This window comes from Pseudomonas sp. B21-028, from assembly GCF_024749045.1.
GTDB lineage: Bacteria > Pseudomonadota > Gammaproteobacteria > Pseudomonadales > Pseudomonadaceae > Aquipseudomonas.
In genome coordinates this window covers 1,870,265-1,892,197 of the sequence record NZ_CP087184.1, presented here as the reverse complement: position 1 = coordinate 1,892,197, position 21,933 = coordinate 1,870,265, and the positions used below count along the sequence as shown (strand labels likewise).

The following is a 21,933-nucleotide window of genomic DNA, read 5'->3' as shown; positions in this document are numbered from 1 at the left end:
AAAGCGCAAAAACTCCGCCATACAAATCTATTTATTCGATCACTTGCGCAATGCAACCTTGTCCTTCGGCTCCAGCGACTCCCGCTCCCGATCAAACGCCAGATAGTATTTGTTCACACTATTAACGTAGCTGACGGCGCCCATTCCTACCTGCTCCATGGCAATGCGTTCGACCTGGAAAAACCATTGGTTGGGATTCAATCCTCGCCGCCGGGCCTCGGCACGCATGCCCTGGACGCGCTCGGGCCCCATGTTGTAGGCGGCCAGCACAAAAGCCATGCGTTCGCGCTCGTTGAGTTTGGGGCTGGAGAAAAACTTGCGGCGGATCATGGCCAGGTATTTGGCGCCGGCCTGGACATTGGCGTCCAGGTTCTGGATGTTGCCAACCCCGACCCGATTGGCCGCCGCCGGAGTGATCTGCATCAGCCCGGTGGGGCCGCTACCGCTGCGGGCGCGGGGTTGCAGGGCGGACTCCTTGAAGGCCAGGGCCGCCAGGTTGAGCCAGTCCATACCCTGGGCCTCGGCGTATTTTTGCAACACCGGACGCAGCTTCTCCAGCCGCTGGCGGTCGGCCCGGCCCAGCGGATAATGGACTTGGTATAAACGGCGGTAGATGCGCAGGAAAGCGGCGTCCTCGTTGGACGGTGTCTTGTAGGTCGTCAGGAAGCCGTTGATGCTCGCCCGCAGCATGGCGGCGTCGCGGCGAACGAACCAGTGCTCGTTATCCGGCTCACCGATCAACAGCTGCCGGTCGAAGCGCAGCTTGGGCAGGATCTTGCCCCAGCGCTCGGCGATAGGTTGCTCGACAATGGTCAGATGGAAAATTCCGCCCTGGACCATTTCCAGTACATCCTCCACCGCCAGGGTGGGGTCGACCCATTCGATCTTCACCGGCGATAACTTGAGCAGCGCCAGCTTCTGATTGATCTGGCCCACCGCGTCCCCCGCCGCACTGCCGGTGGGCAAGGCCAGGGTCTTGCCGGACAGCTGCTCCACCCGCGTGTAGCGTTTCTCCCCTTTGATGCCCACCAGCATCAGCGGCACGCCGCTGCGGATTGGATCGCTGGCACTGACCGCATGACTGGCCAGGGGCTCGAGCAACTCCCCCGGCGCCACAAGGTCGCCCTCTCCGCGCTGCAAGGCACCGAGCAGTTGGTCCTTGGCCTTGGGAATGATTTTGAGGGTGATTTCCTGGCCATCCCGGGCATGGCCGTTGAGGTATTGTTCGAACGCCCGCAACCGATGGTATTCGACGCCGATGGGTTGCCCCTGGACTTCCCCGGAACTGTTGCGGCTTTGGTTGACCAATACTTTCAGTACGCGACTGCTGCGGATCTGCGCCAAGTCACGCACCGTACCCGGCGCCACTGCCTGCACCGGCCCAGGCAGGCGTGCCTCGGCCGGCATCGGCAGCAACAGCGAACAACACAGCAGTAGCAACACCTGGGGACGTGTCATCCACTCTCCGGAAGGAATACCGCGACCCCGCCATCTGTAAAAAAGAGGCTTGGGTCGACAGAAACAGAGCACCTGGGGCGCTGAAAAGTGCGAAAGACTGGCACAGTGACGGCGTTTATACCAACCCGACCTGTCTCGTGGCCTCAACAGACAGCCTCAACTCATTGTAGTTCTTGGCTTTTCTTATAAATCTACAGCTCTGATATGCTTTCCGGCCTTTGGGCCGAGGTAGCACCATGCAACTCATCGATATCGGCGTCAACCTGACCAACCCCAGTTTCGCCGGTAAACACCAGGCGGTGCTTGAGCGCGCCTATGAAGCTGGGGTCTGCCAACTGGTCCTGACCGGCACCAGCATCGAAGGCAGCGAACAGGCGCTGGAGCTATGCCAACAGCTGGATGAGAGCGGTGACCGCCTGTTCTCCACCGCCGGCATCCACCCCCACAGCGCCAGCGACTGGACCGCCGACAGCGCCCGGCATCTCAAGGACCTGCTCAAGCAAAGCCGCGTCCGTGCCGTGGGAGAATGCGGACTGGATTTCAACCGGGACTTCTCCCCTCGCCCACAACAGGAGAAAGTCCTGGAAGAACACCTCGCCCTGGCGGCGGAACTGCAACTTCCGGTCTTTCTTCACGAACGCGACGCCGACCAGCGCTTGCTGGAGATCCTGCGGGATTTCCGCGACCGTCTGCCGGCCGCGGTGGTGCATTGCTTTACCGGCGAGAAGAAAGCGTTGTTCAACTACCTCGACCTGGACCTGCACATCGGTATCACCGGCTGGATCTGCGATGAACGCCGCGGCACGCATTTGCATCCGCTGGTACGCGAGATCCCTCGCGGCCGGCTGATGCTCGAAAGCGATGCTCCCTACCTCCTGCCCCGCACCCTGCGTCCCAAACCCAAGAACGGTCGCAACGAGCCGGCCTACCTGACGGAAGTCTTGCGGGAAATCGCCTTGCATCGGGGCGAAACCCAGGAAGACCTGGCGTCTCATAGCACGGCATGTGCGCGGGCGTTTTTCGGGTTGCCCACGATCTCCTGAGCCCAGATCCCTTGTGGGAGCGAGCCTGCTCGCGATAGCGGTGTGTCAGCTTGCAAGTCAGTGGCTGACACTCCGCTATCGCGAGCAGGCTCGCTCCCACAGGGAATCCGGTCAGCCATCGGCTCTGTTGACCCACATCAAAACTCCAGTCGCCGAAATAGCGGCAGAATAATGGCACCTTGCCAAAACTGTTTCCGCTATCAGAGAAGACCTTCCATGGGTGCCTGGCTTAGCAATATCTCGCTGAAATACAAATTCTGGGCGGTCAACGCGGTCGCCTTCGTGACCACCTTGCTGCTCGTGCTCTACGCGGTGCAGCTTGAACAACAAGCTCGCAATCAGGCGGCCCGGGAGAAGACCCATGCCCAGGCGCGTCTGCTCAGTGCCTGGCCGGTCGGGCAAGCGCTGCCCAAGGCCGATCACCTGCTGGCTTTCCAGCAAGGCCAAGCGCCCACGTTCAACGATCAGTCATTACCTTCACTGGCGCAGGCGCGGGGCTGGGTCGATCTGGATCCCAAACCGCTGGTGGGCAATCAACCGTTGTTGGGCGCTGAAATCATCCAGCGCGGCGACGGCCAACAGCTCGCCGTCCTGGCCCAGGGTGCAAGCCTGGGCCAGGTATTCGGCGAGCGTTTCAGCCAATACGCCATGGCGGTGTTCGTGTTGATGCTGGCCATGCTGGGCGCTTCGCAATTGTTGATCCGCTTTCTGTTAAGCCAGCTCAACACCCTGAAGGACGTGATGCTGCATGTGGAGAAAACCGGCGATCTGTCCGCCCGCGTGCCCCTGTCCTGCGAGGATGAAGTGGGTCAGATGGCCGCCGCATTCAACGCCATGCAAGCCGGCTATCAGCGGGTGGTCGATACCGTGGCCAGCACCGCCCGCCAACTGGACAGTGGCGCGGCACGATTGGCCTCGAGCATGAGCGAGGTTCGCCACGGGATGCTTGGGCAGCAGAGTGAAACCGATCAGGCGGCGACGGCGATCAACGAGATGTCCGCCACGGTGTATCACATCGCCCAACATGCCGGCGCCACTCGCGACCTGTCGAAAGCCGCCGACACCCTGGCCGGCAATGGCCGCGAGGTGGTCAATCGGGTGGAGCAGTCAATCACCGGCCTTTCTTCCGGGGTGCAGCAGACCGCCGAAATGATCCAGCGCCTGGCCGAAGACAGTCAGAAGATCAACAGCGTGGTCAGTGTGATCCACAGCATCGCGGAGCAAACCAACCTGCTGGCCCTCAACGCCGCCATCGAAGCGGCGCGGGCCGGGGAAATGGGTCGGGGGTTTGCCGTGGTGGCCGACGAGGTACGCAACCTCGCCAAACGGGTGCAAGTCTCCACGGATGAAATCACCACCATGGTGTCGGCCCTGCAGGCGGGCACCCAGGACGCGGTGGACTTCATGCAGGAAAGCTCCTACAAGGCCGACGATTGCGTACAACAGGCCCGCGAGGCCGGCGAGGCACTGGCGCAGATCACCGGGGCGGTGGCCCAGATGCGCGAGAGCAACACCCAGATCGCCGTCGCGGCCGAGCAGCAAAGCCAGGTGGCGGAAGAAATGAACCGGGCGGTGGTGGGCATCCGCGACGTGACCGAAAACACCGTGCGCCAGACCGTGGATTCGGCCACCACCAGTCATGAACTGGCGACCCTGGCGGGCGAGCTGAGCAAGGCGATTGGACAACTCAGGCTCTGAAACCGTCGTCGCGGGCAAGCCTTGCTCCCACAAAGGGAATGTGGACCTGTGGGGAGGCAAGCCTTATTCCACAAAGGAAATGTGGACCTCTGGAGAGGCAAGCCTTATCCCACAAGGGAAATGTGGACCTGTGGAGAGGCAAGCCTCATCCCATAAAGGACACACATGAACCTGTGGGAGCAAGGCTTGCCCGCGATTGCTTCATCCGAAAACTGACACTATCGCTCCCATAGCCAACCGCGATTCGCCGCCCTGCCCCGCCATGCCTATTCTTGTATCAACAGATGTCAGGCATAAGGAGCAGCATCATGCACAAACGTCACCCCACCCTTAAAGGCTGGCAATGGCACGCCTTCAACCCGGCGTACCCGGCGTTGCACTTGATCGCCGTGCCCTTGCTCATCATCGCATCGCTGCTGATCATCTCGGGCACGCTCAACCTGAACCTGGCGGACATCAGCATTGGCATCATCGCAGTATTCGCCTCGCTGGGACTGCTGCGCCACCCTCACTGAGCGCCCACGTACCTCAGCCGAAAATCGTCACCGTCTGCCGGCTCATGGCGATCAGGCGGCCATCGGCGCTCCAGAACTTCGCGGCGACGTGACCGTAGCCGTCCTGGGCATACTCGATCTCGGCCAGGTACTTGCACCAGTCCAACGTCGTGAGCGCCAGCACCGGCTGGACGAATTCGATGGTCCAGGTCAGCGTGCTACCCGGCGCCATTTGTGTCAGGTGAGGCAGCAGCGCGGGCGGCCAGGCATCCACCAGTGCGAGGATATGGGCTTCATTGAGCGGCTCTTCCTTTACATCCCCACGCAACCGTACCCAGCCGCCCATGCTGCGGGACTTATTGCCGGTGAACGGCAGGCCGCCGACACTCCAGCACATCGCCAGGTGCCGCATGAATTCCGGCGTGCCGCCCTTGATGTAAGGCAGCTCCTGGCATTGCTCGACGCCTTTGAATTCAGGCGCGGGATCGGCCTGCACCGCCACCACGGAGGAGCGCGATGCACCGAAGCTGCCTTGCACCACCGTCACCACCTGGCCGTTCTGCACCGCGCGCCCCTGCACCTGGCTGACCGCCTTGCCTTCACGCAGCACCTCGACTTCAAAACTGACGGGCACGTCCGGTTCGACCGGGCCAACGAAGGTGATCGCCAGCGAACGCACCGGACGGTCCGCCGGCACTCGCGCACGCATCGCCTCATACTGCAGCGCCGCCACCAACCCACCAAAAGTGGCGCGTCCCTGGCCCCATTCAGGCGCGATGGTCACGGCGTCTGGCTGACGGCGCACGGCATCGATCAAATCGGAAAAGCGCATGGCAACCTCGAAAGCATGGGAGAAGGATGAAGGAATCTTAACCAGCCGGGATAAACGACACAGCGCTCATTCCGGCCAAAGAGGCTGACAGATAGGCCGCCGCGCTGGAATCTACGCACAGACCATTTGTGGGAGCGAGCCTGCTCGCGATGGCGGAGGGTCAGTCACATGGATGCAAGCTGACCCGACGCTATCGCGAGCAGGCTCGCTCCCACAGAGGGATAGGGCGTGGTGTTTTCAGGATTTCTCGAAGCAGCTCGCGATCAGCTTATCGAGGACCTTGTCAGCCTTGGCTTCGGCCTGGGTCATGGTGGTGCGCCAGATCGGCACACAGGGTTGCAGGTCATGCTCCTGTTCGGCCCGGGCCAGCCATTGCCAGCAGTCGTGCCAATCGCCGAGGGCGCCTTGGGCGGACTTGAGTCGTGGCATGGCTGCTTCCGGCAAGCGGTCGAGTTCCGGGTAGGCTTCGATCGCATAGCGCACGCGCTTGATCAGCAGCCGCAACCGGTGACGATCATGGGCCGGGTCACGCAACGCTTCACCGAGTTTTTTCCATTGTTTGTCCAGGCGCTTTTCAATGCGTTTGCGCAATCCCTTGAGCAGGCCCTGACGCTGGGCAGCGCGAATAAAGCGCGGATAGGCATCGAGAATCATCAACAGCTGCGCCAACTCGCGGCTGGCGGCCACGGCCGGATAAGCTTCGGCCATCTGCAGCTGGCGCCGTTGCGCCGCATCGGTGTTGCCGTGCTGCTCAAGGTAGGCCGCCAACACTTCCCTGTCACGTAACGGCGTGGTCAGGGTACCGACCGCCGAAGCAGCTGTTTCCAGTTGTTCGACACCTGGCAGGCCGCGCAACGGGCGAAGCAGGCTGCGCAAACGGCGAACCGTGGTCCGCAGATCATGCAGCGCTTCGCTGTCTGTGTGGGCATTCAAGCGGGCCTGACAGGCCAGCAGGCGGACTTCCAGGCCGAGGATCCGGGCCACCAGCCGATCAATCATGGGGGTCGTACTCCGTACGCAGATGCAAGCCTCAAGCTTCAAGCTGCAAGTAGAGGCGTGTCGCCTGCTTCTCTCTTGCAGCTTGTCGCTTACAACTTGCCGCTGCTTTTTTATCGTCCCGCGCGGGACTCGCGGATGTAGAAACGCGCCTTCTCGGCTTTCCTGGAGCAGCCTTCGAACGCTTCGAACTGTTGCTGGGTCTTGGCACCGGTCAGCAGCGACAGGGCCTTGGAGTAACTGACAGTACCGGCAAAGCCTTCGGCCTTGGCGAGGTCCAGTTCATGCCAGGCAGCATCGAGCTGGCTACCGCAGCTGTCACGATAAGCTGTTTTGCCTGCGCAACCGGCCAGGGCCAGAACCATCAGGGATGCTACTAGGGGCAGGCAGTTCCGGGCTTTCATCATTACACCTCAGTCAGGTCAAACAGTCGTGCTGGTAAGACGGTCGCAAAGGCGAAAAGTGCCTTGAGCCGAGCGCCTTAATTCAAGTGTGGGCGAGCATACAAAAATGTCACACCAGCGTGTCAAAAAACGACGCCTGTGCCACAACGATTGAGCCGGGCCCTCGATAAGTGCATTGTTGAAGTCTGTTCGACAAGAGGCCGGGTCATGACAAAACGTGTCGCATTGGTATTGGGTTCGGGCGGCGCCCGGGGCTACGCCCATATCGGGGTGATCGAGGAAATCGAACGACGCGGCTACGACATTGCCTGCATCGCCGGTTGCTCGATGGGTGCTGTGGTGGGTGGGATCTACGCTGCCGGCAAGCTCAGGGATTACCGCAACTGGATCGAAAGCCTGGATTACCTGGATGTCCTGCGGCTGGTGGATGTCAGTTTTCGCCTCGGTGCGATCCGCGGTGAAAAAGTCTTCGGGCAGATCCGCAAGATCGTCGGCGAACTCAATATCGAAGACCTGCGCATCCCTTACACTGCAGTGGCCACGGACCTGACCAACCAACAGGAAATCTGGTTCCAGGAGGGTTGCCTGCATCAGGCGATGCGCGCCTCGGCGGCGATTCCCAGCCTGTTCACGCCAGTGATGCAAGGCAACCGCATGCTGGTGGATGGCGGCCTGCTCAATCCGCTGCCGATCGTGCCAGTGGTGTCCAGCCACTGTGACCTGATCATCGCAGTCAATCTCAATGCCACGAACCAGCGACAGTACAGATTGCCGGTGATCCCACGTCCCGCCGCGTTCAGGAGCCGATTCGACAATCTCATCAGTTCCCTGGGGTCGAAATTGCCATTTAGGCGCAAGCAGGCCGAGCAATTGTTACTGCTGGAGCAGGAAGCGTTGAAGGCCGAAGCCGGCGAAATCAACCCGTGGCTCGAATCCGTAGAACCCGAAGGCCAGCAACCGGCTGCCGCGCCCGAGGCTGAAGGCGCACCGAAGTCCGCTACCGGTTCGTTCATCATCGACAACGTCGGCCCGGCCTCGTTGTTGGACTTGATCAACCAGAGTTTCGAAGTGATGCAGACCTCGCTGGCCCAATACAAAATCGCTGGGTATCCGCCCGATGTACTGATCAACGTGCCGAAACGGGTGTGCCGGTTCTTCGAGTTCTACAAGGCGCCGGAGTTGATCGCGTTGGGACGCGAGATTGCCAGTGACACCCTGGATCGATATGAGAGTGAGCAAAGCTGAAGCTACACCTAACCCTGTGGCGCCCGATTAGATTGGCGCATCAGCCTCACCTCCCAACAACAATATCCCCCGCCTCGGTCACAATGGACCGGGGACGAGTCGGGTCACACGTCAGATAGATAAGCAGCGCGACAGCCAGCAGCAATGACACCCGTCCGGGACATTCATGGGACTTCTCCGTCGTGCGGCGCCGCGCCGTGTGTGGAAGGAGCGATGGCCGAGCTCCAAGCTGACCGCGCTATTAGCCAGAACAGGGGTAGTATTGAACCACTGCGAGCAACCCTCGCTCATAAGTGATAGGCGTGGATTGGGTGAACGACACCCACTGGCCCGCCCTCAAGGAGAGTCCTATGCCCTGGTATGCCTGGCTGATTTTGATAGTTGCAATCGGCTCGATCGTCGGAGGCCTGATGATGCTGCGCGACACCGCCAACAAGGTCGAACTGACTGACGAGCAACGCAAGCGCGTGGCCGAGAGGAATGCGGAGATGGATGCGAAGGAGGCCAAGGATCGTTGATGGCTTGAGCTGCGCACCGCTTCCTGTGGCGAGGGGATTTAGCGGGACGGTGCGAAGTTTCGCTAAATCCCCTCGCCACAAAGGAAAGTGTTACTTTTCCCATTCCGCCTTGGCAATCTGCAAGCCATGCAACCCCTTGTAGGCCGCCCGCTCGGGCTGGCTCCAGCCTTCGAGCAACGCATCCTCCAACCGATAGATCTCCACCCCCAGGGGACGGCAGACGCTGAGCGGATCCTGAGCATCCGGTCCCCACATTGCCAACGACAGGTCACCGCCAGGGCAAGTGGACAAGGCGCAGAGCAGATCGATCTCGGCAAAAAACTCCAGGTAATCGCCCTTCTGCGCCGGACAGGCCTTCATGAAGTACATGTCGTCATGGTTGAGCCCGGTGCACTGGAAAATATTCAACACATCGTGCACGTCGAACTCCGTAAGACCATGAGGCAATACCGCGCGGGTCAGGTTCGAATGGCAGTGATGATGGAAATCCTCACCGGTCAGCATCCTGTTCACATACGGATCACAGCGTGTACCCAGCAGGTCATGCAGCCGTCCGCCATGCTCATCGATGCCGTAACCGGCCAGGCTGTCATCGGTGATGGTCACCAGCGGCCGCAAAAACGGCAGGTTCGACCACAACCGATCATGGGTACTTACGTGGGCGCCCTGAAGCTGACGAGTGCGGGCCGCCCATAAACGCTCCCGTGGATCATGAGCGTTCCAGACGTTGAAATCGCCTACCTGCGGACCTACCGGGGTGGTGACGCGAAACACGTGTCCGGCCGGCACATGCCAGGCACGGCCTGTGCGGATCGGCACTTCGAATTGCTCGATCAGCGTGCGTTTGTCCTGCTGGGTGCGGATCCGGTCGTAGAAGGGCTTGTCCACCTGCAAGGCTGAGCCTTTGCTGACTTGATAGGCGGCTGGGTAGTCTTTATACATGGCGCAGGTCCTTGATCAGTGTTTATTGACGGGAGTCAGCAACTGCAGAAGCATTTGCTCGGAATCGTCGAGATAGAGGCTCATCGCTTCATGCGCCGCCTGTTTGTCGCCTTCAGCCAGCCAGTCATGGATCTGCCGGTCGCGGGCCAGCCAGGGCGCCTGGAAACGTGGTTCATCAGGCGCCGAGAAAAACGCCAGGCGCAACTGCGCAACCACGCTGGTGAAAAACTCGTCGAGTAAAGGGCTACCCATCAACCCGACGACATGTTGATGAAACGCCAGGCTGTGGGTCCCCACCGCGCGCCAGTCCTCACGCTCCCGGGCCAGCTCGGCCGCCTCGAGCGCCTCGTGCATCCGGTTGGATCGATACACGCCCAATGGCTGACTGTTAAGGATCGCCTGAAGCTCCAGGGTGCGACGAACCTTGAACAGATCCCGCACATCGTCACCGCCCAACCTGCGGACCATCACCCCTTTATTGCGCACATAACGGGTCAACCCCTCCTGCCCCAAGCGATGCAATGCCTCGCGGATGGTGTTGCGCGAGGCGTTGTAGGCCGAGACCAGATCGTTTTCTACCAAGGCCATGCCAGGTAGCAAGCAGCCTCCGATGATGTCGGCGCGTAGCTCCAGGGTGATCTGGTCGGCGAGGGAAAGTCCCGTGTTCATGTTCAATGTCTCAGGATTGTTCAACAATCGGTTGGTAGTGAGTAATCATGATCTGTGCCAAGTTCCACGTTTTGTCGGATCGACGTCGAATCGTCGCCTTGGTTTCGTATCCGCCAGAATGCAAAAGGCCAGTCATTTGACCGGCCTTCCTCGCTATCTCACTTCAATTCACTTCCAGCTTGTCGAGATTCCTGTCCAGGATCGCCTTGCCAATTCCCTTGACCTCCAGCAATTCCTCGACCGAGGAGAACGCTCCATTTGCTTCCCTGTATGCAACAATCGCCTTCGCCTTGGCCTCGCCTATACCCGCCAGCTCGCGCTGCATCGTAGGGGCATCCGCCTCGTTAAGGTTCACTCTGGCGTCTTGCGGCTTCGCCGAGATGTCCATCGCTTGTGGCGGTGTCGGTGTCTCGGGTTTGGCTGAAGGTGCAGCAATGGCGGCAATAGAGGCGCTGGTCAGCAGGGCAAAGACCAGGGAGTAGAAATAGCCTGTACGCATAAGTGACGCTCCATGACATCGTTAAGAGAGAAGCAGCTTTTCCGAAGCTGCCTCTCAAACTTAGGCGATGATGAATCGCTGTCAAAAATGTGTACGTTACAGGTTATGTAATAATCAGGGCTCAAGGCGTCGTTGCTGGTAGATCCAGTCGACAATCTCACCGTCCGGGGCATACCCGCTGACAGTATCCCGAAGCAATTGGCGGACCCGGGTGTAGTCATCGTGCTCAATCGCGGCCAGCAGCTCAGCCAGCCTGGCCTTGAGCACATCCCAGGGAAGATGATCTTCATTGGCACTCATGATCATGGGATGCTGGGTGGCAACAACGTTGTCACCAATCAGCAACTCCTCGTAAAGCTTCTCACCGGGCCGTAGGCCCGTGAACTTGATTGAAATGTCGCCGTGGGGATTCTTCTCCGAGCGGACACTCAAGCCAGACAAGTGAATCATTTTCTCCGCCAGTTCGACAATTCTTACCGGTTCGCCCATATCGAGAACGAACACATCGCCACCCAGCCCCATCGAGCCTGCCTGAATCACTAACTGTGCTGCCTCGGGAATCGTCATGAAATAACGCGTGATCTTCGGGTGTGTAACGGTCAACGGCCCGCCGGATTTGATTTGTTTATGGAACAAGGGGATAACCGAACCGGACGATCCCAACACGTTGCCGAACCTGACCATGGTAAAACGAGTCTTGTTAACTCGAGATACATTGGCGTTGTCGCCGAACAATACGGGCGCCAGCTCACGACTGAGGGCCTGCAACGTCAACTCCGCGAGCCGCTTGGTACTGCCCATCACGTTGGTGGGGCGTACGGCTTTATCAGTGGAGATCAAGACGAAGTTCGATACACCTGCCTGCAATGCAGCCTGGGCGGTGTTCAACGTTCCGATCACATTGTTCAGAACGCCCTCGGCAATATTGTGCTCGACCATGGGGACATGTTTATAAGCAGCAGCGTGATAGACCGTATCGACATTCCAGGTCTTCATCACATCCAATAGCTTGGCCTGATCCCGTACCGAACCCAATATGGGCAGTAAACGAACAGACAGGGACTCCCGAGTAGTCCGTGGTTCAAGTTCGGACAAAATGCTGTAAAGGTTGAACTCGCTATGTTCATACAACAGTAGTGTGGTGGGTTTGAGGGCCAGGATCTGCCGGCAGAGCTCCGAACCGATTGACCCGCCTGCCCCGGTGACCAGAACCGACTGCCCGGTGATGCAATGCTCGAGCAAATCAGGTTGCGCAGGTACCGGGTCACGTCCGAGCAAGTCCGCGATATCTACTTCCTGAATGTCATCAACCTTGACGCGGCCACTGGCCAGGTCCATGAAACCCGGGACACTACGTACATGCAGCGGGAACCCCTCAAGCAAGGTCAAGATCTCTCGACGACGACCACGAGACGACGAAGGTATTGCCAGTAGGATTTCCTGCGCCCCCGTTGCATCGATCATCTTTTGAATCTGCTTGGGCTCGTAGACCTGAAGCCCGGCGATGACACGGTCTGCGATGCTGTTGTCATCGTCAATGAACGCGACTGGCCGCATTACCCGCCCCATGCGCAACGCTGCCACCAGTTGGTTTCCCGCGGCCCCGGCCCCATAAATAGCAACCTTGGGCAAGCCGTCGTTACGGTTGGTAAACGGGACATGCTGGGCAGCAGTGAACCAGTCTCCCAGGAAATACTGACGCATCATCAGCCGAAGGCCGCCAATCATGATCAGGCTCAACCACCAGTAATTGAAGATGATCGAGCGGGGTACGACCGTTTTATGGTTGCTGTACCAATACACCACCAAGGATAACAGCAGGGCAGAAAGGCTGACCGCTTTACAAATGGTAATCAATGCGTCGTTGCCGAAGTAACGCATGACGGCGCGGTACATGCCGAAACGGATGAAAATCGGAATGGCGACCAGCGGGGCGGATACGAAAAGCCAAAGGTGCGTTTCGATCGGAGTGGCTAACGCCTCGACTCCGAGACGAACCACAAATGCGAGCCATAGCGCGACCCAGACTAGGATTACGTCTGTAGCTACCTGAATCGCCCGCTTGTGGCGTCTTGGCAATCCCAGCAACGCTGTTCTTAATTTACCCATAAATCCTTCATGCACCACGGCCTCTCCTAAACCCAATCCGATCTCAATGGACGCGGCTCCGTCATCGAACGATGGACACCCCATAAACAAAAAATGCGAATTTTTACCTTTAAATCATGCCTTCTCAACACGCCAGCATGAGATGCTGACGGCCAGCAGTACCGAAGGCACGTAGGCAATGATTAAAGCCAACATTCTATCCACATTCCATAATACGACACATGCTGCCAGCGGCAACAACCAGAACATATTAATCGACGCCACCGCCGCCGTCACCGGTAGATGCCGACCATATTGGTGGGAGGCAAACTGATAAGCATGGATCCGATGAGCCTCGTAGATTTTTCGCTTCGTAGCAGAAGTCGTAATAAAGTAACAGTTGCATCGACAATAACGACATCTAGCAGAATCAACCAGACCCAAAGCAGCCTGGATGACACCCGAGCCGTCTGTAGCGCTAGCAGGCTTAGGAGAATGCCGACGAACGCGATCCATAAACCCCACCATCCAGCGTAAGACTTTAGTTTACCGTAGTATCTCTGGTGTCCAGTTCTACGGCAGCAATGCTTCGTAATCGGCCATCGACTGCGCATATGGCATGTCTTTCAAGTATGTGACGCAGTCACGACTAGAGGTTTCATTTATTGATACCAACAGCCCATCCGACTCTTGTTGTAGCTTCTGCTTGTCGCAGCTCTAAATATGTGACGAACGGCGTCAAAAAATTTTTTATATAGCAATAATTGTTTTGTTTTTTGGCTCGGCAGATACGGACCATTATAACGGTTTTCGTTGTGATGTTTGCCATAGACCTGAGCTATGCGATTACCAGACCAACGTTGCACATTAGCGTTGCGAAGATAAAGATAGGCGATAGCTTAAACGTGAATTGGAGCGCCGTGCTTTGCTGCGCTTGCACTCGAATCCATTTGTGGACGAGGTTTGCGTTAAGGTTATGGCTGAGGGCGATGCTGTCAATCGAGGCGCCGGGCTGGGCACACTCTTGAATGACCTGAGCCTTGAAGGATCTGGAATAGAAACGGCGTATTGGCTGCATGATATACCCGCTTAAAAGGCTAGAACTGGGTGCCCACTTAAATTTAAGTGCACACCATGTCCTCGCGTTGCGGGGTTGGATAGATGACTTGACCGGACGCATACAATCGTAAGTATGCTGGCGGCATTAATCTACGAATGAAAGGAGTCGCCAAAGAGTGGCGACTACTTCTGCAGAAATAAGAAAGTCTCTACATTTCATCGGTCGCCCATGTTTTGATCAAAAATTCTTTATGCCATTGGCACTTGGTATATATTGCACGTGCAAAACTAAAATTCATCTCTGCGTGGATCTTTCGCTTTTAACGAAAATAGCTGCCGCAAGGACCGCGGGCAGCATACCATCGCAACATAGCTTTTTGATGGCTTAACTGGCGTGCTCCTGCGGTAATCACGAGCTATTTTCGTACAGAGCTTAGACTCGCTTGATCGCGAAGATTCCCAGGCTTAGAGGCCGCGTAGATAGCCAACGCCGCGGGAAGCATCAAGTATGTAAAGTACTTCCCTACAATCAAAAGCAGTATTGATGTTGCGAGCAGTGAAATAGCAATATTTGAGTGGTGCGTTGAGCTACCAAAAATATAATTTACACACCCCTGAATGAGCGGAAGGAAAGCCAATAGAGTAAAGAATAACCCACCAACGACACCTGTTTCTTGCCATACCGACATTACATTATGAATATATCCGCCTTCTTCATATTCGCCGTACGCGCCAACTATAGGGCTATTAAATATTTTTTCCATACCTTCGCGAGCCATTCTATCCCGCTCGCTGTTCGAATTATCCTCTTCCAAGTTAACCAAAGTTGCAATTCTGCTCTCCGGAATGACAACACCACCAGTAGCCAGCATGACAGAAAGCAAACCTATAACCACTGCACCAATAATAACTGGAGTGAGCTTCTTCCTGTAAGAAAGAAACTCCAACAGCAAGGCAAAAAAAACGTAACCAGCAAACTCACTCCTGGCAGAGTTGATATATAAACAGGCTAACGCAACAACATGAACACCCATGCGTAGCTGACGATTTGTTACAGACCCAACAATGAATACTGTTGCAATGAAATAGCAAAGCGCAAACGTTTGATAGCTAGGAATCTGACCAACGTCATCGGCCATTGCTCGAAGCATGAATCGGCCATCTACGGTAAATGTAAGCATGCATATAGAAGCTGCCAACCAACAAAGCAAAATAATGCGAGAAGTTCCTACAGAATACGAGAAGACTCTTTTACACAACATAAATACCGTCAAACTTTGCAGAACTGAAACCAGATGCCAAGTCATAACGCTAGAATCACCAAACAGCCCATTCCAAATGACAATTGCGGTGAAAAACAATAAAAACAGCATATATGAAAACGCTACGCGCTCCACTCTCCCACCTCGCAGTACATTCCAAACGCTTAATGGAAACAGTATGAGCAATGACAGAACGCAAATTGCACCAAAGTAGCCACTAACAAGAGGAGGCATTACATGGCTTGTAACAGCGACATAATACAGAATAGTCCCTGGAAATAACAAGGCAAACAGATATTGCACAATCATTAAAAAGGGCGGCTTAATAATCATCAGTTATACATGCCTGTGTGTATCCTGGCGAATGAGACCTGTGCGAGAAGTTAAGTCATGGCCAAGCATCCGTTCCTCACACAACGTTTGCATCAAAGCTGTTCGTTGTACCCTTAGCTAGCGTTGGTACCCAGCGCACATAATTCGCGGCTCAGCTGCTGTCTGCCGGTTTCCCTGACAATGCTTCCCGCGTGGCTCGGGGCCGAGGTGTTTTGCCGCGACTCCTCTCATAGGTACTTCCACCATTTATCAACTGCCAGCTTGTTGACGTAGCAGTTGAGCGTAGAGTGTTAACTAAAGAACTTTATAAAGGCCTGAGATTTAAAAACTACCCATCCCTCAGTCGTTGCTGATATATACAATCCACGATTTCCCCTTGGGTGAGTATCCATTTATCAACTCTCGAAGCAATTGCCGAACACGCGAAAAACTCTTTACCTTCAACAACCTTGACGAGTAACGGATCATCTGGATAGATTGCATTTTCCAGCGGCGTGGCGCATGACCATTGTCAAGACGTCGCAAGTTTTGGCCATTTCGGCGTCCGTCAGCGTAGGATGAACCAAGAACATCAGGCTTGTTTCTCCAAGTCGCGCTGCCACTGGCAAGCTCTCCTCGGGTCGCCAGGGCGTATTGTCGAAAGCCTTCTCCAAATAGACCTCTGAACATGAACCCGAAAAGCAAGGCACGCCGCGAGCGCTGATCTCGCCAAGAATCCGGTCCCGATCCCACCCGTCTGCGAGTTGATCCGACTCTACGAAGACATAACACTTGTACGCTGCATGCACGCTGTCGCTGGGAATTTCAGGAACACGCAACCCCGGCAAAGCCTTGGCGCAATCCCAGATACGGCGAGCGTTAGCCAACCGCGACTGATGCCATTGAGGCATCCGTTTCAGCTGAATCCTGCCAATTCCGCCTTGTACCTCCAGCATTCTCCAGTTGGTGCCAAAGCTCTCGTGCAGCCAACGGAATCCTGGGGCATGCTGTCGCTCATACACGGCTTCCCAGCTCTTTCCATGATCCTTGAACGACCACATCTTGGCCCAAAGTTCACGATCATTCGTCGTAACCATGCCACCTTCACCGGCAGTAGTCATGATCTTGTCCTGACAGAACGACCAAGCACCGATATGGCCTATCGACCCGATCGCCTTGCCTTTATATCGGGCACCATGCGCCTGTGCACAGTCCTCAATTACTCGGACCCCGTGCTCAGTCGCCAAGGCCATGATGGGATCCATATCACAAGGCCATCCGGCAAGGTGAACGCAGATGATGGCTTTGGTACGAGGAGACAGGACTGCCTTGATGGTTGACGCATCAATATTCTGCGAATCCGCATTTACATCCGCAAACACAGGGATGGCACCGGCATTAACGATGCAGGAAACAGAGGCCAAAAAGGTTCGGGAAGTCACAATTACTTCATCACCAGCGCCAATATCCAGCGCCTGCAGCGCCAAGTCGAGCGCTACCGTACCATTGGCCACTGCGACCGCATAATCAGTCTCGGCCCAATCGGCAAACTCTCGTTCAAATTGGCGGCACTCCTCCCCGGTCCAATAATTTACCTTGTTGGACAGAATGATATCGCGAGCACAGTTTGCCTCTTCTTCAGAGAAAGATGGCCATGGAGAAAAGGGGGTATTCAACATTGACTAATCCTGATTCATCAAACTGGCGAGAATGCATATGGCTACAAAGTCTACCGTTGCATGGCCAAAATTGGTGGAATTATTTTAGAACCCGCGCCGGAACGCCAACCACTGTCAGACCCTCTGCCACATCTGCCACGACAGCAGCCCCGGCCCCCACTACCCCGGCGGCACCGATGGTCAGCATTTGCTTTACGCACGCACCTATGCCTACCCAGCTGCGATCTCCTGCCACGACCCCACCGGCGAGCCGGGCACCAGGGCTGATATGAACGAAATCACCTAGAACGCAGTCGTGATCGACACTACACCCTGTATTCAGAATCCCGCCCAGCCCCACTCTGGCACCGGCATTGAGAACAGCTCCAGCAAATATCACGGTACCCGCCCCTACCGTCGCGTGGCAGCTGACATAAGCGGAAGGATGGATCAGCGTCAGTAAAATAGCGCCACGCTGAGTGAGTGCAGCCTGCTTGGTCTGGCGAACAGCATTATTACCAATAGCTACAATTATCCCGTCAAACTCACGGACCCGCTCAAGTAACTGGCTGCAAGTACCAATCACAGCCCAAACGCCAATACTAGTGACGGAAGGCCATGCATCATCGAAGAAAGTAATATCTTCCCACCCGCAATATTCAGCGGTATCGGCGACCACTTTCCCATGCCCACTTGCACCAAGGATTGCAAGTTTTTTCATTACTTATTGCCCGTGAACTTTGACATAGTGGCCTCTCCACTAGCGCTAATACCATCTTTCTTCATAACTTTCTTAACCGTCAACGCGATGATTTGCAGATCTAGCCAAAAAGAACGATTTTCCACATACCAGACATCCAGTTCGAACTTCTCCGGCCAGCTTAAAGCGTTTCGCCCATTGATCTGTGCCCAACCGGTAACGCCTGGCCTTACTCTATGCCGAAGGTATTGTCGCTCGTTATAGAGCGGAAGATATTCCATCAACAGCGGTCTAGGTCCTACGAGGCTCATGTCGCCTTTAAGTACGTTCCACAGCTCCGGCAATTCGTCCAGACTGCTGGAACGTAGGAAACTACCGAACGGGGTCATACGCTGTGCATCGGGCAGCGGAACATTATTGTGGTCGTAAGCATCACGCATGGTGCGGAATTTGATCATCTTAAAAGGCTTACCCTCACGTCCGGGGCGAACCTGCCGGAATAACACGGGCCCTCCCAGCTTGTGCTTTATCAATATTGCCACGACTACTATAATCGGTGACAAAATGATCAAGCCCATAAGGGCTCCGGCAAAATCAACGACTCTCTTCATCTGCTGGTCTCACAGGCTTCATTCAAACAATGCGCCAAACTTCCTGCAAGCTTGTCGAAACCATGCTCGACTTCTACGTAGTGCCTTCCCGCATTCCCCATGGCCATTCGCTCGGCAGTCGTCAGACTGGACAGCCTGGTGACCGCGTCAGCTAGCGCCTTGGGGTTGCCTGGCTCGACCGTAAATCCGGAACCAGAATCTTCGATGGGGTTGTTGCCCGCATCACAGCAGAACAGAACCGGACGCTGGCCAGCCATGAAATCAAACAATTTGTTTGAACTGATTCCGTATTTGAACACTGGAGCGTTAATCAGGTTGAAAACAAACGCGTCCGCCTGCGCGGCCAACGCCGGTATCTCGCGCTTGGGAACAGGGTCTTCAAAACTGACGCGTTTGAGGCCCAGCTCTCCAGCCAAGGCAATCAATTCGGCCTTGCACGGGCCATTGCCAATAATCCGTAGCTGAACATGCGACATTTCGGGATTTTCTTCGATGATGTGTTGCGCACGTAGAACATTATCCAATCCATTGGCTGGACCATGAGCTCCGAAATACATAAGCGTGAACCCATCTCCGGCCACCTTATCCTCTGGACGAGGAAAATCCTGGAGATCGACGCCGTTGGGAATCCAGGCGATCTTCTTCGCATCAATGCCCATAGGCACTATGTATTCATGCGCCTTGGGCAGCAGCACAACAATCCGCTTCGCACGCTTATAAAGCCACTTCTCCAAAACACGAAGCGTCCGAGCGATCATGCTGTTGCGTCCCAACCGCCCCATATCGATCAGCGTTTCCGGCCACAGATCCCGCACTTCGAATACGAAAGGCACATTATGTCGCCAAGCAAGAATGGCTCCAGCGGCTGCTGCAAAAGGATGAACGCTAGATCCAATGATGACATCAGGTTTGTTCAGGGCGGAAAGCCTACCAGGCTTAACAACCTGCCAAGTGTATTCGAGCATGTTGCGCATTCGCGCGGTACCATTGCCCTTGTACTCAGACGTTTTTAGCCACAGAAACGGAATGCCAGCATACTCATCAAGCCTGACGGCTTCAGAAACGTCAAGACGCTGTCGGCCAGACTGATGCTCTACACTGGCAGCGATAATTGAAGCCTTCCAACCATAGGCAGGCAAATTTTTCGCCAGTTGATAGTGACGCGTGCCACCTGCGCCACCTGGTTCTTGCGCGTAGTGGTTAAAAATCCAGACATTCTTCATGCCGAAAGATCCTCAACAAGGCGCCGTACGATCAGTTCTGCCGCATTGCCTTCACCGTAAGGCTGGACAGCTTGGCCTTTAGTGCCCACCGCAGCACGGATAGCTGCTGCAACTTCTTGCGACGACTTCGATGATACCAGTCGATTCCATCCGGCTTCGACCAACTCCGTCCACTCAGTTTCATCCCGCAACGTGACGCAGGGGACGCCATAGAAGAATGCCTCTTTCTGAACTCCGCCTGAGTCAGTGGCAATAAGTGCGGCGTGCTTCTCGAGCTGAACCATATCCAAATAACCAACTGGGTCGATCAGATGCAGATTCTTAGGCATATCATCCAATTGTCCACGTTTATCCAAAACCGCTCTGGTTCGCGGATGCACTGGCCACACGATCGGTAAATCGGTAGACAGGTCACGGAATGCTTCGACGATCGAGGTAAGCCGAGCGGAATCATCGGTATTTTCTGCTCGGTGAACTGTCGCCAGTACAAAGCCGGCTTCTTTGAGGTCGAGCTTAGACATTACGCGCCCACGGGCGTCGACACGTCCGCCATGGAATTTCGCGACGTCGTACATGACGTCTCCGACTGGAACTATGTTGGCTGTACTCACACCTTCTTTTGTTAGATGCTCTGCCGCCGTTGTGGTAGGGGTAAACATCCAACGAGAAACCCTATCGGTCAGAATCCGGTTCACTTCCTCAGGCATCGCCATATTGAAAGATCGCAGCCCGGCTTCCACATGCGCGACGGGAATATGCAACTTCACGGCCGCCAACGCTCCCGCTAATGTGGAGTTGGTGTCGCCGTACACAAGTACAATATCAGGGTGTTCGAGAAGCAAAACCTTTTCAACTTCAATCAGCATCCGCCCAGTCATATCACCGTGACTGCCACCATGAATATCTAGATAATAGGCCGGAGCACTCATACCCAGCTCATGAAAGAACACATCAGACATATTAGAGTCAAAATGCTGCCCCGTATGAACGACAATTTCTTCAACTCCCGACAACGTGGAAATGAAATGAGAAACGACACTTGCCTTAATAAACTGGGGGCGCGCTCCAATAATTGTCAAAATCTTCATTAACTGCTTAACCTCTTAACAAATCGGAGTAAAATAGGCAAAGTTTTTTTGCCTCGACGCCCCAGTTATACTCTTCAAGAACAGCTCGCTGACCATTCCGCCCCATTTCTTCCGCTTCCGCAGGGTGCGCGACCAGATAGTCGATTGTCCTGGCTATCTCCTGAGGATTTAATGGATCAACACAAACGCCACACTTACTAGAGTCAATAATATTTCGCCAGAGAGGAAAATTAGAGGCAATCACTGGCAGCCCAACAGCCATATACTCGAACATTTTTACTGGCAACGCATCCAAATAGTTCGGAGCAGGATGAAGTGTCACGAGGCCCGCCACTGAACTATCGAGTACCTCTTTAACACCTTGGCGTTCCAGCCATCCGAGATGGACAACCTTGCGCCACCCTGGTTCGGTCTTAACTGCCGACTCAAAGCCAGGCTCAGTGAAAACGCCACCAATTGAAAGGGATACACTGGGCGAGGCTAACCCTATCGCTTTGACGATCTCCCGAATACCGCGAATTTCCCCAAGGCCGCCAATATAAACTACTTGCGCCTTTTTATTTGACCAGTCCACCTCGCCACTCGACAGCTCCCCTATAATGGGGTAATTATTGATGTCAAGTGTACGAACACCGATAGCCGAAAATTTATCGCGTATGTAGGGCGTCGCCGCCAGAACTGCATCCAGTTTTCGACATGCCCATACTTCGTAAGCGGAAAAGACTTTCGATATAAGAACCCTTGAAATTTTATTTAAATAAGGCTTACCCAATATCTGTTTGGGAACATCTTCATGCGCGTCGAAAACGACCCTTTTCCCAAGCGCTTTCAATCTCAGCCCGGCGGGGATGAGCTCAGGATCGTGCAAATGATAGACATCAGCATTAAGTCCCACTGCCCTTTTGCGAATAATTTTAGTCGTCTTAAAAACTCTATTTATGCGCCCCTGCAACCTTCCGACATCAATAAAATTAACGCCGTCCTTGACCTCATCACCCTTGCCATCCGCAACGAGAAAATATACTTCATACCCCTCTTCGACAAGAGTTCTGCATTGCTTTTGAAAGATACGCACATCGTAGCGAGAGTGGACGGATGACACATGAGCAATTCGAGCCATGTTATTTATCCTTC

22 protein-coding genes are annotated in these 21,933 nt (G+C 55.4%); 5 read left to right on the top strand and 17 right to left on the bottom strand.

Annotation, left to right across the window (positions count from 1 at the left end):
• Positions 1-39: 39 nt before the first annotated feature.
• Positions 40-1,458: a transglycosylase SLT domain-containing protein gene (locus LOY35_RS08625; protein WP_258631946.1), complete on the bottom strand. Its 1,419-nt coding sequence runs from the start codon at positions 1,456-1,458 to the stop codon at positions 40-42.
• 236 nt (positions 1,459-1,694) lie between these two features.
• On the opposite strand from LOY35_RS08625, the gene LOY35_RS08620 reads away from it, so the two are divergent.
• The 3 genes from LOY35_RS08620 to LOY35_RS08610 all read left to right on the top strand — a co-directional run bounded on the left by LOY35_RS08620 (position 1,695) and on the right by LOY35_RS08610 (position 4,714).
• Positions 1,695-2,501 (top strand): TatD family hydrolase, encoded by an 807-nt coding sequence (locus tag LOY35_RS08620; protein ID WP_258631945.1) that lies wholly within the window; start codon positions 1,695-1,697, stop codon positions 2,499-2,501.
• A 216-nt stretch (positions 2,502-2,717) separates the two neighbouring features.
• Positions 2,718-4,199, top strand: coding sequence for a methyl-accepting chemotaxis protein (locus LOY35_RS08615; RefSeq protein ID WP_258631944.1), 1,482 nt, complete (start codon positions 2,718-2,720; stop codon positions 4,197-4,199).
• Positions 4,200-4,507: 308 nt separating this feature from the next.
• Positions 4,508-4,714 (top strand): hypothetical protein, encoded by a 207-nt coding sequence (locus tag LOY35_RS08610; RefSeq protein ID WP_258631943.1) that lies wholly within the window; start codon positions 4,508-4,510, stop codon positions 4,712-4,714.
• Between the two features lie 13 nt (positions 4,715-4,727).
• Here LOY35_RS08610 and LOY35_RS08605 read toward each other — a convergent pair whose 3' ends face one another.
• The 3 genes from LOY35_RS08605 to LOY35_RS08595 all read right to left on the bottom strand — a co-directional run bounded on the left by LOY35_RS08605 (position 4,728) and on the right by LOY35_RS08595 (position 6,925).
• Positions 4,728-5,525: an acyl-CoA thioesterase II gene (locus LOY35_RS08605; RefSeq protein WP_258631942.1), complete on the bottom strand. Its 798-nt coding sequence runs from the start codon at positions 5,523-5,525 to the stop codon at positions 4,728-4,730.
• A gap of 237 nt (positions 5,526-5,762) precedes the next feature.
• The gene (locus tag LOY35_RS08600) at positions 5,763-6,524 is read right to left on the bottom strand and encodes a CHAD domain-containing protein (protein WP_258631941.1); all 762 of its coding nucleotides are present in this window, start codon (positions 6,522-6,524) and stop codon (positions 5,763-5,765) included.
• Positions 6,525-6,634: 110 nt separating this feature from the next.
• Complete coding sequence (locus LOY35_RS08595; RefSeq protein ID WP_258633524.1) at positions 6,635-6,925, bottom strand: hypothetical protein; 291 nt, start codon at positions 6,923-6,925, stop codon at positions 6,635-6,637.
• A gap of 207 nt (positions 6,926-7,132) precedes the next feature.
• Here LOY35_RS08595 and LOY35_RS08590 point away from each other — a divergent pair, with 207 nt between their 5' ends.
• Both LOY35_RS08590 and LOY35_RS08585 read left to right on the top strand, forming a co-directional pair.
• The gene (locus LOY35_RS08590) at positions 7,133-8,170 is read left to right on the top strand and encodes a patatin-like phospholipase family protein (protein WP_258631940.1); all 1,038 of its coding nucleotides are present in this window, start codon (positions 7,133-7,135) and stop codon (positions 8,168-8,170) included.
• 350 nt (positions 8,171-8,520) lie between these two features.
• Positions 8,521-8,688 (top strand): DUF2897 family protein, encoded by a 168-nt coding sequence (locus LOY35_RS08585; protein WP_003183831.1) that lies wholly within the window; start codon positions 8,521-8,523, stop codon positions 8,686-8,688.
• Between the two features lie 90 nt (positions 8,689-8,778).
• Here the strand turns inward: LOY35_RS08585 and LOY35_RS08580 are convergent, their stop codons facing one another.
• The 13 genes from LOY35_RS08580 to LOY35_RS08520 form a co-directional block, all read right to left on the bottom strand.
• The gene (locus LOY35_RS08580) at positions 8,779-9,630 is read right to left on the bottom strand and encodes a DUF1989 domain-containing protein (RefSeq protein WP_258631939.1); all 852 of its coding nucleotides are present in this window, start codon (positions 9,628-9,630) and stop codon (positions 8,779-8,781) included.
• Between the two features lie 15 nt (positions 9,631-9,645).
• Complete coding sequence (locus LOY35_RS08575) at positions 9,646-10,299, bottom strand: GntR family transcriptional regulator (RefSeq protein WP_258631938.1); 654 nt, start codon at positions 10,297-10,299, stop codon at positions 9,646-9,648.
• A 163-nt stretch (positions 10,300-10,462) separates the two neighbouring features.
• Positions 10,463-10,798, bottom strand: a complete 336-nt coding sequence (locus tag LOY35_RS08570) for a helix-hairpin-helix domain-containing protein (protein ID WP_258631937.1) — start codon at positions 10,796-10,798, stop codon at positions 10,463-10,465.
• 114 nt (positions 10,799-10,912) lie between these two features.
• Complete coding sequence (locus tag LOY35_RS08565; RefSeq protein ID WP_258633521.1) at positions 10,913-12,907, bottom strand: nucleoside-diphosphate sugar epimerase/dehydratase; 1,995 nt, start codon at positions 12,905-12,907, stop codon at positions 10,913-10,915.
• Between the two features lie 114 nt (positions 12,908-13,021).
• On the bottom strand, positions 13,022-13,402 hold the full coding sequence (locus LOY35_RS08560; protein WP_309475900.1) for a hypothetical protein: 381 nt from the start codon (positions 13,400-13,402) through the stop codon (positions 13,022-13,024).
• Positions 13,403-13,724: 322 nt separating this feature from the next.
• Positions 13,725-13,964: a transposase gene (locus tag LOY35_RS08555; RefSeq protein WP_258631936.1), complete on the bottom strand. Its 240-nt coding sequence runs from the start codon at positions 13,962-13,964 to the stop codon at positions 13,725-13,727.
• Between the two features lie 397 nt (positions 13,965-14,361).
• Positions 14,362-15,540 carry an O-antigen ligase domain-containing protein gene (locus LOY35_RS08550; protein ID WP_258631935.1) on the bottom strand — a complete coding sequence of 393 codons (1,179 nt, stop codon included), beginning with the start codon at positions 15,538-15,540 and terminating at the stop codon, positions 14,362-14,364.
• 464 nt (positions 15,541-16,004) lie between these two features.
• On the bottom strand, positions 16,005-17,198 hold the full coding sequence (locus LOY35_RS08545; RefSeq protein WP_258631934.1) for a DegT/DnrJ/EryC1/StrS aminotransferase family protein: 1,194 nt from the start codon (positions 17,196-17,198) through the stop codon (positions 16,005-16,007).
• 79 nt (positions 17,199-17,277) lie between these two features.
• The gene (locus LOY35_RS08540) at positions 17,278-17,898 is read right to left on the bottom strand and encodes an acetyltransferase (RefSeq protein WP_258631933.1); all 621 of its coding nucleotides are present in this window, start codon (positions 17,896-17,898) and stop codon (positions 17,278-17,280) included.
• A complete protein-coding gene (locus tag LOY35_RS08535) occupies positions 17,898-18,488 on the bottom strand; it encodes a sugar transferase (protein WP_258631932.1) in 591 nt (196 codons plus the stop codon). Before LOY35_RS08535 ends, LOY35_RS08540 begins: the two co-directional genes overlap by 1 nt.
• Positions 18,485-19,711, bottom strand: coding sequence for a glycosyltransferase family 4 protein (locus LOY35_RS08530; RefSeq protein WP_258631931.1), 1,227 nt, complete (start codon positions 19,709-19,711; stop codon positions 18,485-18,487). The genes LOY35_RS08535 and LOY35_RS08530 overlap by 4 nt, the downstream gene beginning before the upstream one ends.
• The gene (gene wecB, locus LOY35_RS08525) at positions 19,708-20,799 is read right to left on the bottom strand and encodes a non-hydrolyzing UDP-N-acetylglucosamine 2-epimerase (RefSeq protein ID WP_258631930.1); all 1,092 of its coding nucleotides are present in this window, start codon (positions 20,797-20,799) and stop codon (positions 19,708-19,710) included. Before wecB ends, LOY35_RS08530 begins: the two co-directional genes overlap by 4 nt.
• A 7-nt stretch (positions 20,800-20,806) precedes the next feature.
• A complete protein-coding gene (locus tag LOY35_RS08520) occupies positions 20,807-21,919 on the bottom strand; it encodes a glycosyltransferase family 4 protein (protein WP_258631929.1) in 1,113 nt (370 codons plus the stop codon).
• Positions 21,920-21,933: the final 14 nt, after the last annotated feature.

Excerpts from the sequence above, each read along its gene's own strand:
- LOY35_RS08530 (WP_258631931.1), bottom strand. The coding sequence starts at position 19,711 with ATGAAGAATGTCTGGATTTTTAACCACTACGCGCAAGAACCAGGTGGC.
- LOY35_RS08570 (WP_258631937.1), bottom strand. The coding sequence starts at position 10,798 with ATGCGTACAGGCTATTTCTACTCCCTGGTCTTTGCCCTGCTGACCAGC.
- LOY35_RS08545 (WP_258631934.1), bottom strand. The coding sequence starts at position 17,198 with ATGTTGAATACCCCCTTTTCTCCATGGCCATCTTTCTCTGAAGAAGAG.
- LOY35_RS08555 (WP_258631936.1), bottom strand. The coding sequence starts at position 13,964 with ATGCAGCCAATACGCCGTTTCTATTCCAGATCCTTCAAGGCTCAGGTC.
- LOY35_RS08620 (WP_258631945.1), top strand. The coding sequence starts at position 1,695 with ATGCAACTCATCGATATCGGCGTCAACCTGACCAACCCCAGTTTCGCC.
- LOY35_RS08615 (WP_258631944.1), top strand. The coding sequence starts at position 2,718 with ATGGGTGCCTGGCTTAGCAATATCTCGCTGAAATACAAATTCTGGGCG.
- LOY35_RS08590 (WP_258631940.1), top strand. The coding sequence starts at position 7,133 with ATGACAAAACGTGTCGCATTGGTATTGGGTTCGGGCGGCGCCCGGGGC.
- LOY35_RS08550 (WP_258631935.1), bottom strand. The coding sequence starts at position 15,540 with ATGATTATTAAGCCGCCCTTTTTAATGATTGTGCAATATCTGTTTGCC.
- LOY35_RS08540 (WP_258631933.1), bottom strand. The coding sequence starts at position 17,898 with ATGAAAAAACTTGCAATCCTTGGTGCAAGTGGGCATGGGAAAGTGGTC.
- LOY35_RS08580 (WP_258631939.1), bottom strand. The coding sequence starts at position 9,630 with ATGTATAAAGACTACCCAGCCGCCTATCAAGTCAGCAAAGGCTCAGCC.
- LOY35_RS08595 (WP_258633524.1), bottom strand. The coding sequence starts at position 6,925 with ATGAAAGCCCGGAACTGCCTGCCCCTAGTAGCATCCCTGATGGTTCTG.
- LOY35_RS08585 (WP_003183831.1), top strand. The coding sequence starts at position 8,521 with ATGCCCTGGTATGCCTGGCTGATTTTGATAGTTGCAATCGGCTCGATC.
- LOY35_RS08560 (WP_309475900.1), bottom strand. The coding sequence starts at position 13,402 with ATGGATCGCGTTCGTCGGCATTCTCCTAAGCCTGCTAGCGCTACAGAC.
- LOY35_RS08625 (WP_258631946.1), bottom strand. The coding sequence starts at position 1,458 with ATGACACGTCCCCAGGTGTTGCTACTGCTGTGTTGTTCGCTGTTGCTG.
- LOY35_RS08520 (WP_258631929.1), bottom strand. The coding sequence starts at position 21,919 with ATGGCTCGAATTGCTCATGTGTCATCCGTCCACTCTCGCTACGATGTG.
- LOY35_RS08610 (WP_258631943.1), top strand. The coding sequence starts at position 4,508 with ATGCACAAACGTCACCCCACCCTTAAAGGCTGGCAATGGCACGCCTTC.
- wecB (WP_258631930.1), bottom strand. The coding sequence starts at position 20,799 with ATGAAGATTTTGACAATTATTGGAGCGCGCCCCCAGTTTATTAAGGCA.
- LOY35_RS08600 (WP_258631941.1), bottom strand. The coding sequence starts at position 6,524 with ATGATTGATCGGCTGGTGGCCCGGATCCTCGGCCTGGAAGTCCGCCTG.
- LOY35_RS08575 (WP_258631938.1), bottom strand. The coding sequence starts at position 10,299 with ATGAACACGGGACTTTCCCTCGCCGACCAGATCACCCTGGAGCTACGC.
- LOY35_RS08535 (WP_258631932.1), bottom strand. The coding sequence starts at position 18,488 with ATGAAGAGAGTCGTTGATTTTGCCGGAGCCCTTATGGGCTTGATCATT.
- LOY35_RS08565 (WP_258633521.1), bottom strand. The coding sequence starts at position 12,907 with ATGGGTAAATTAAGAACAGCGTTGCTGGGATTGCCAAGACGCCACAAG.
- LOY35_RS08605 (WP_258631942.1), bottom strand. The coding sequence starts at position 5,525 with ATGCGCTTTTCCGATTTGATCGATGCCGTGCGCCGTCAGCCAGACGCC.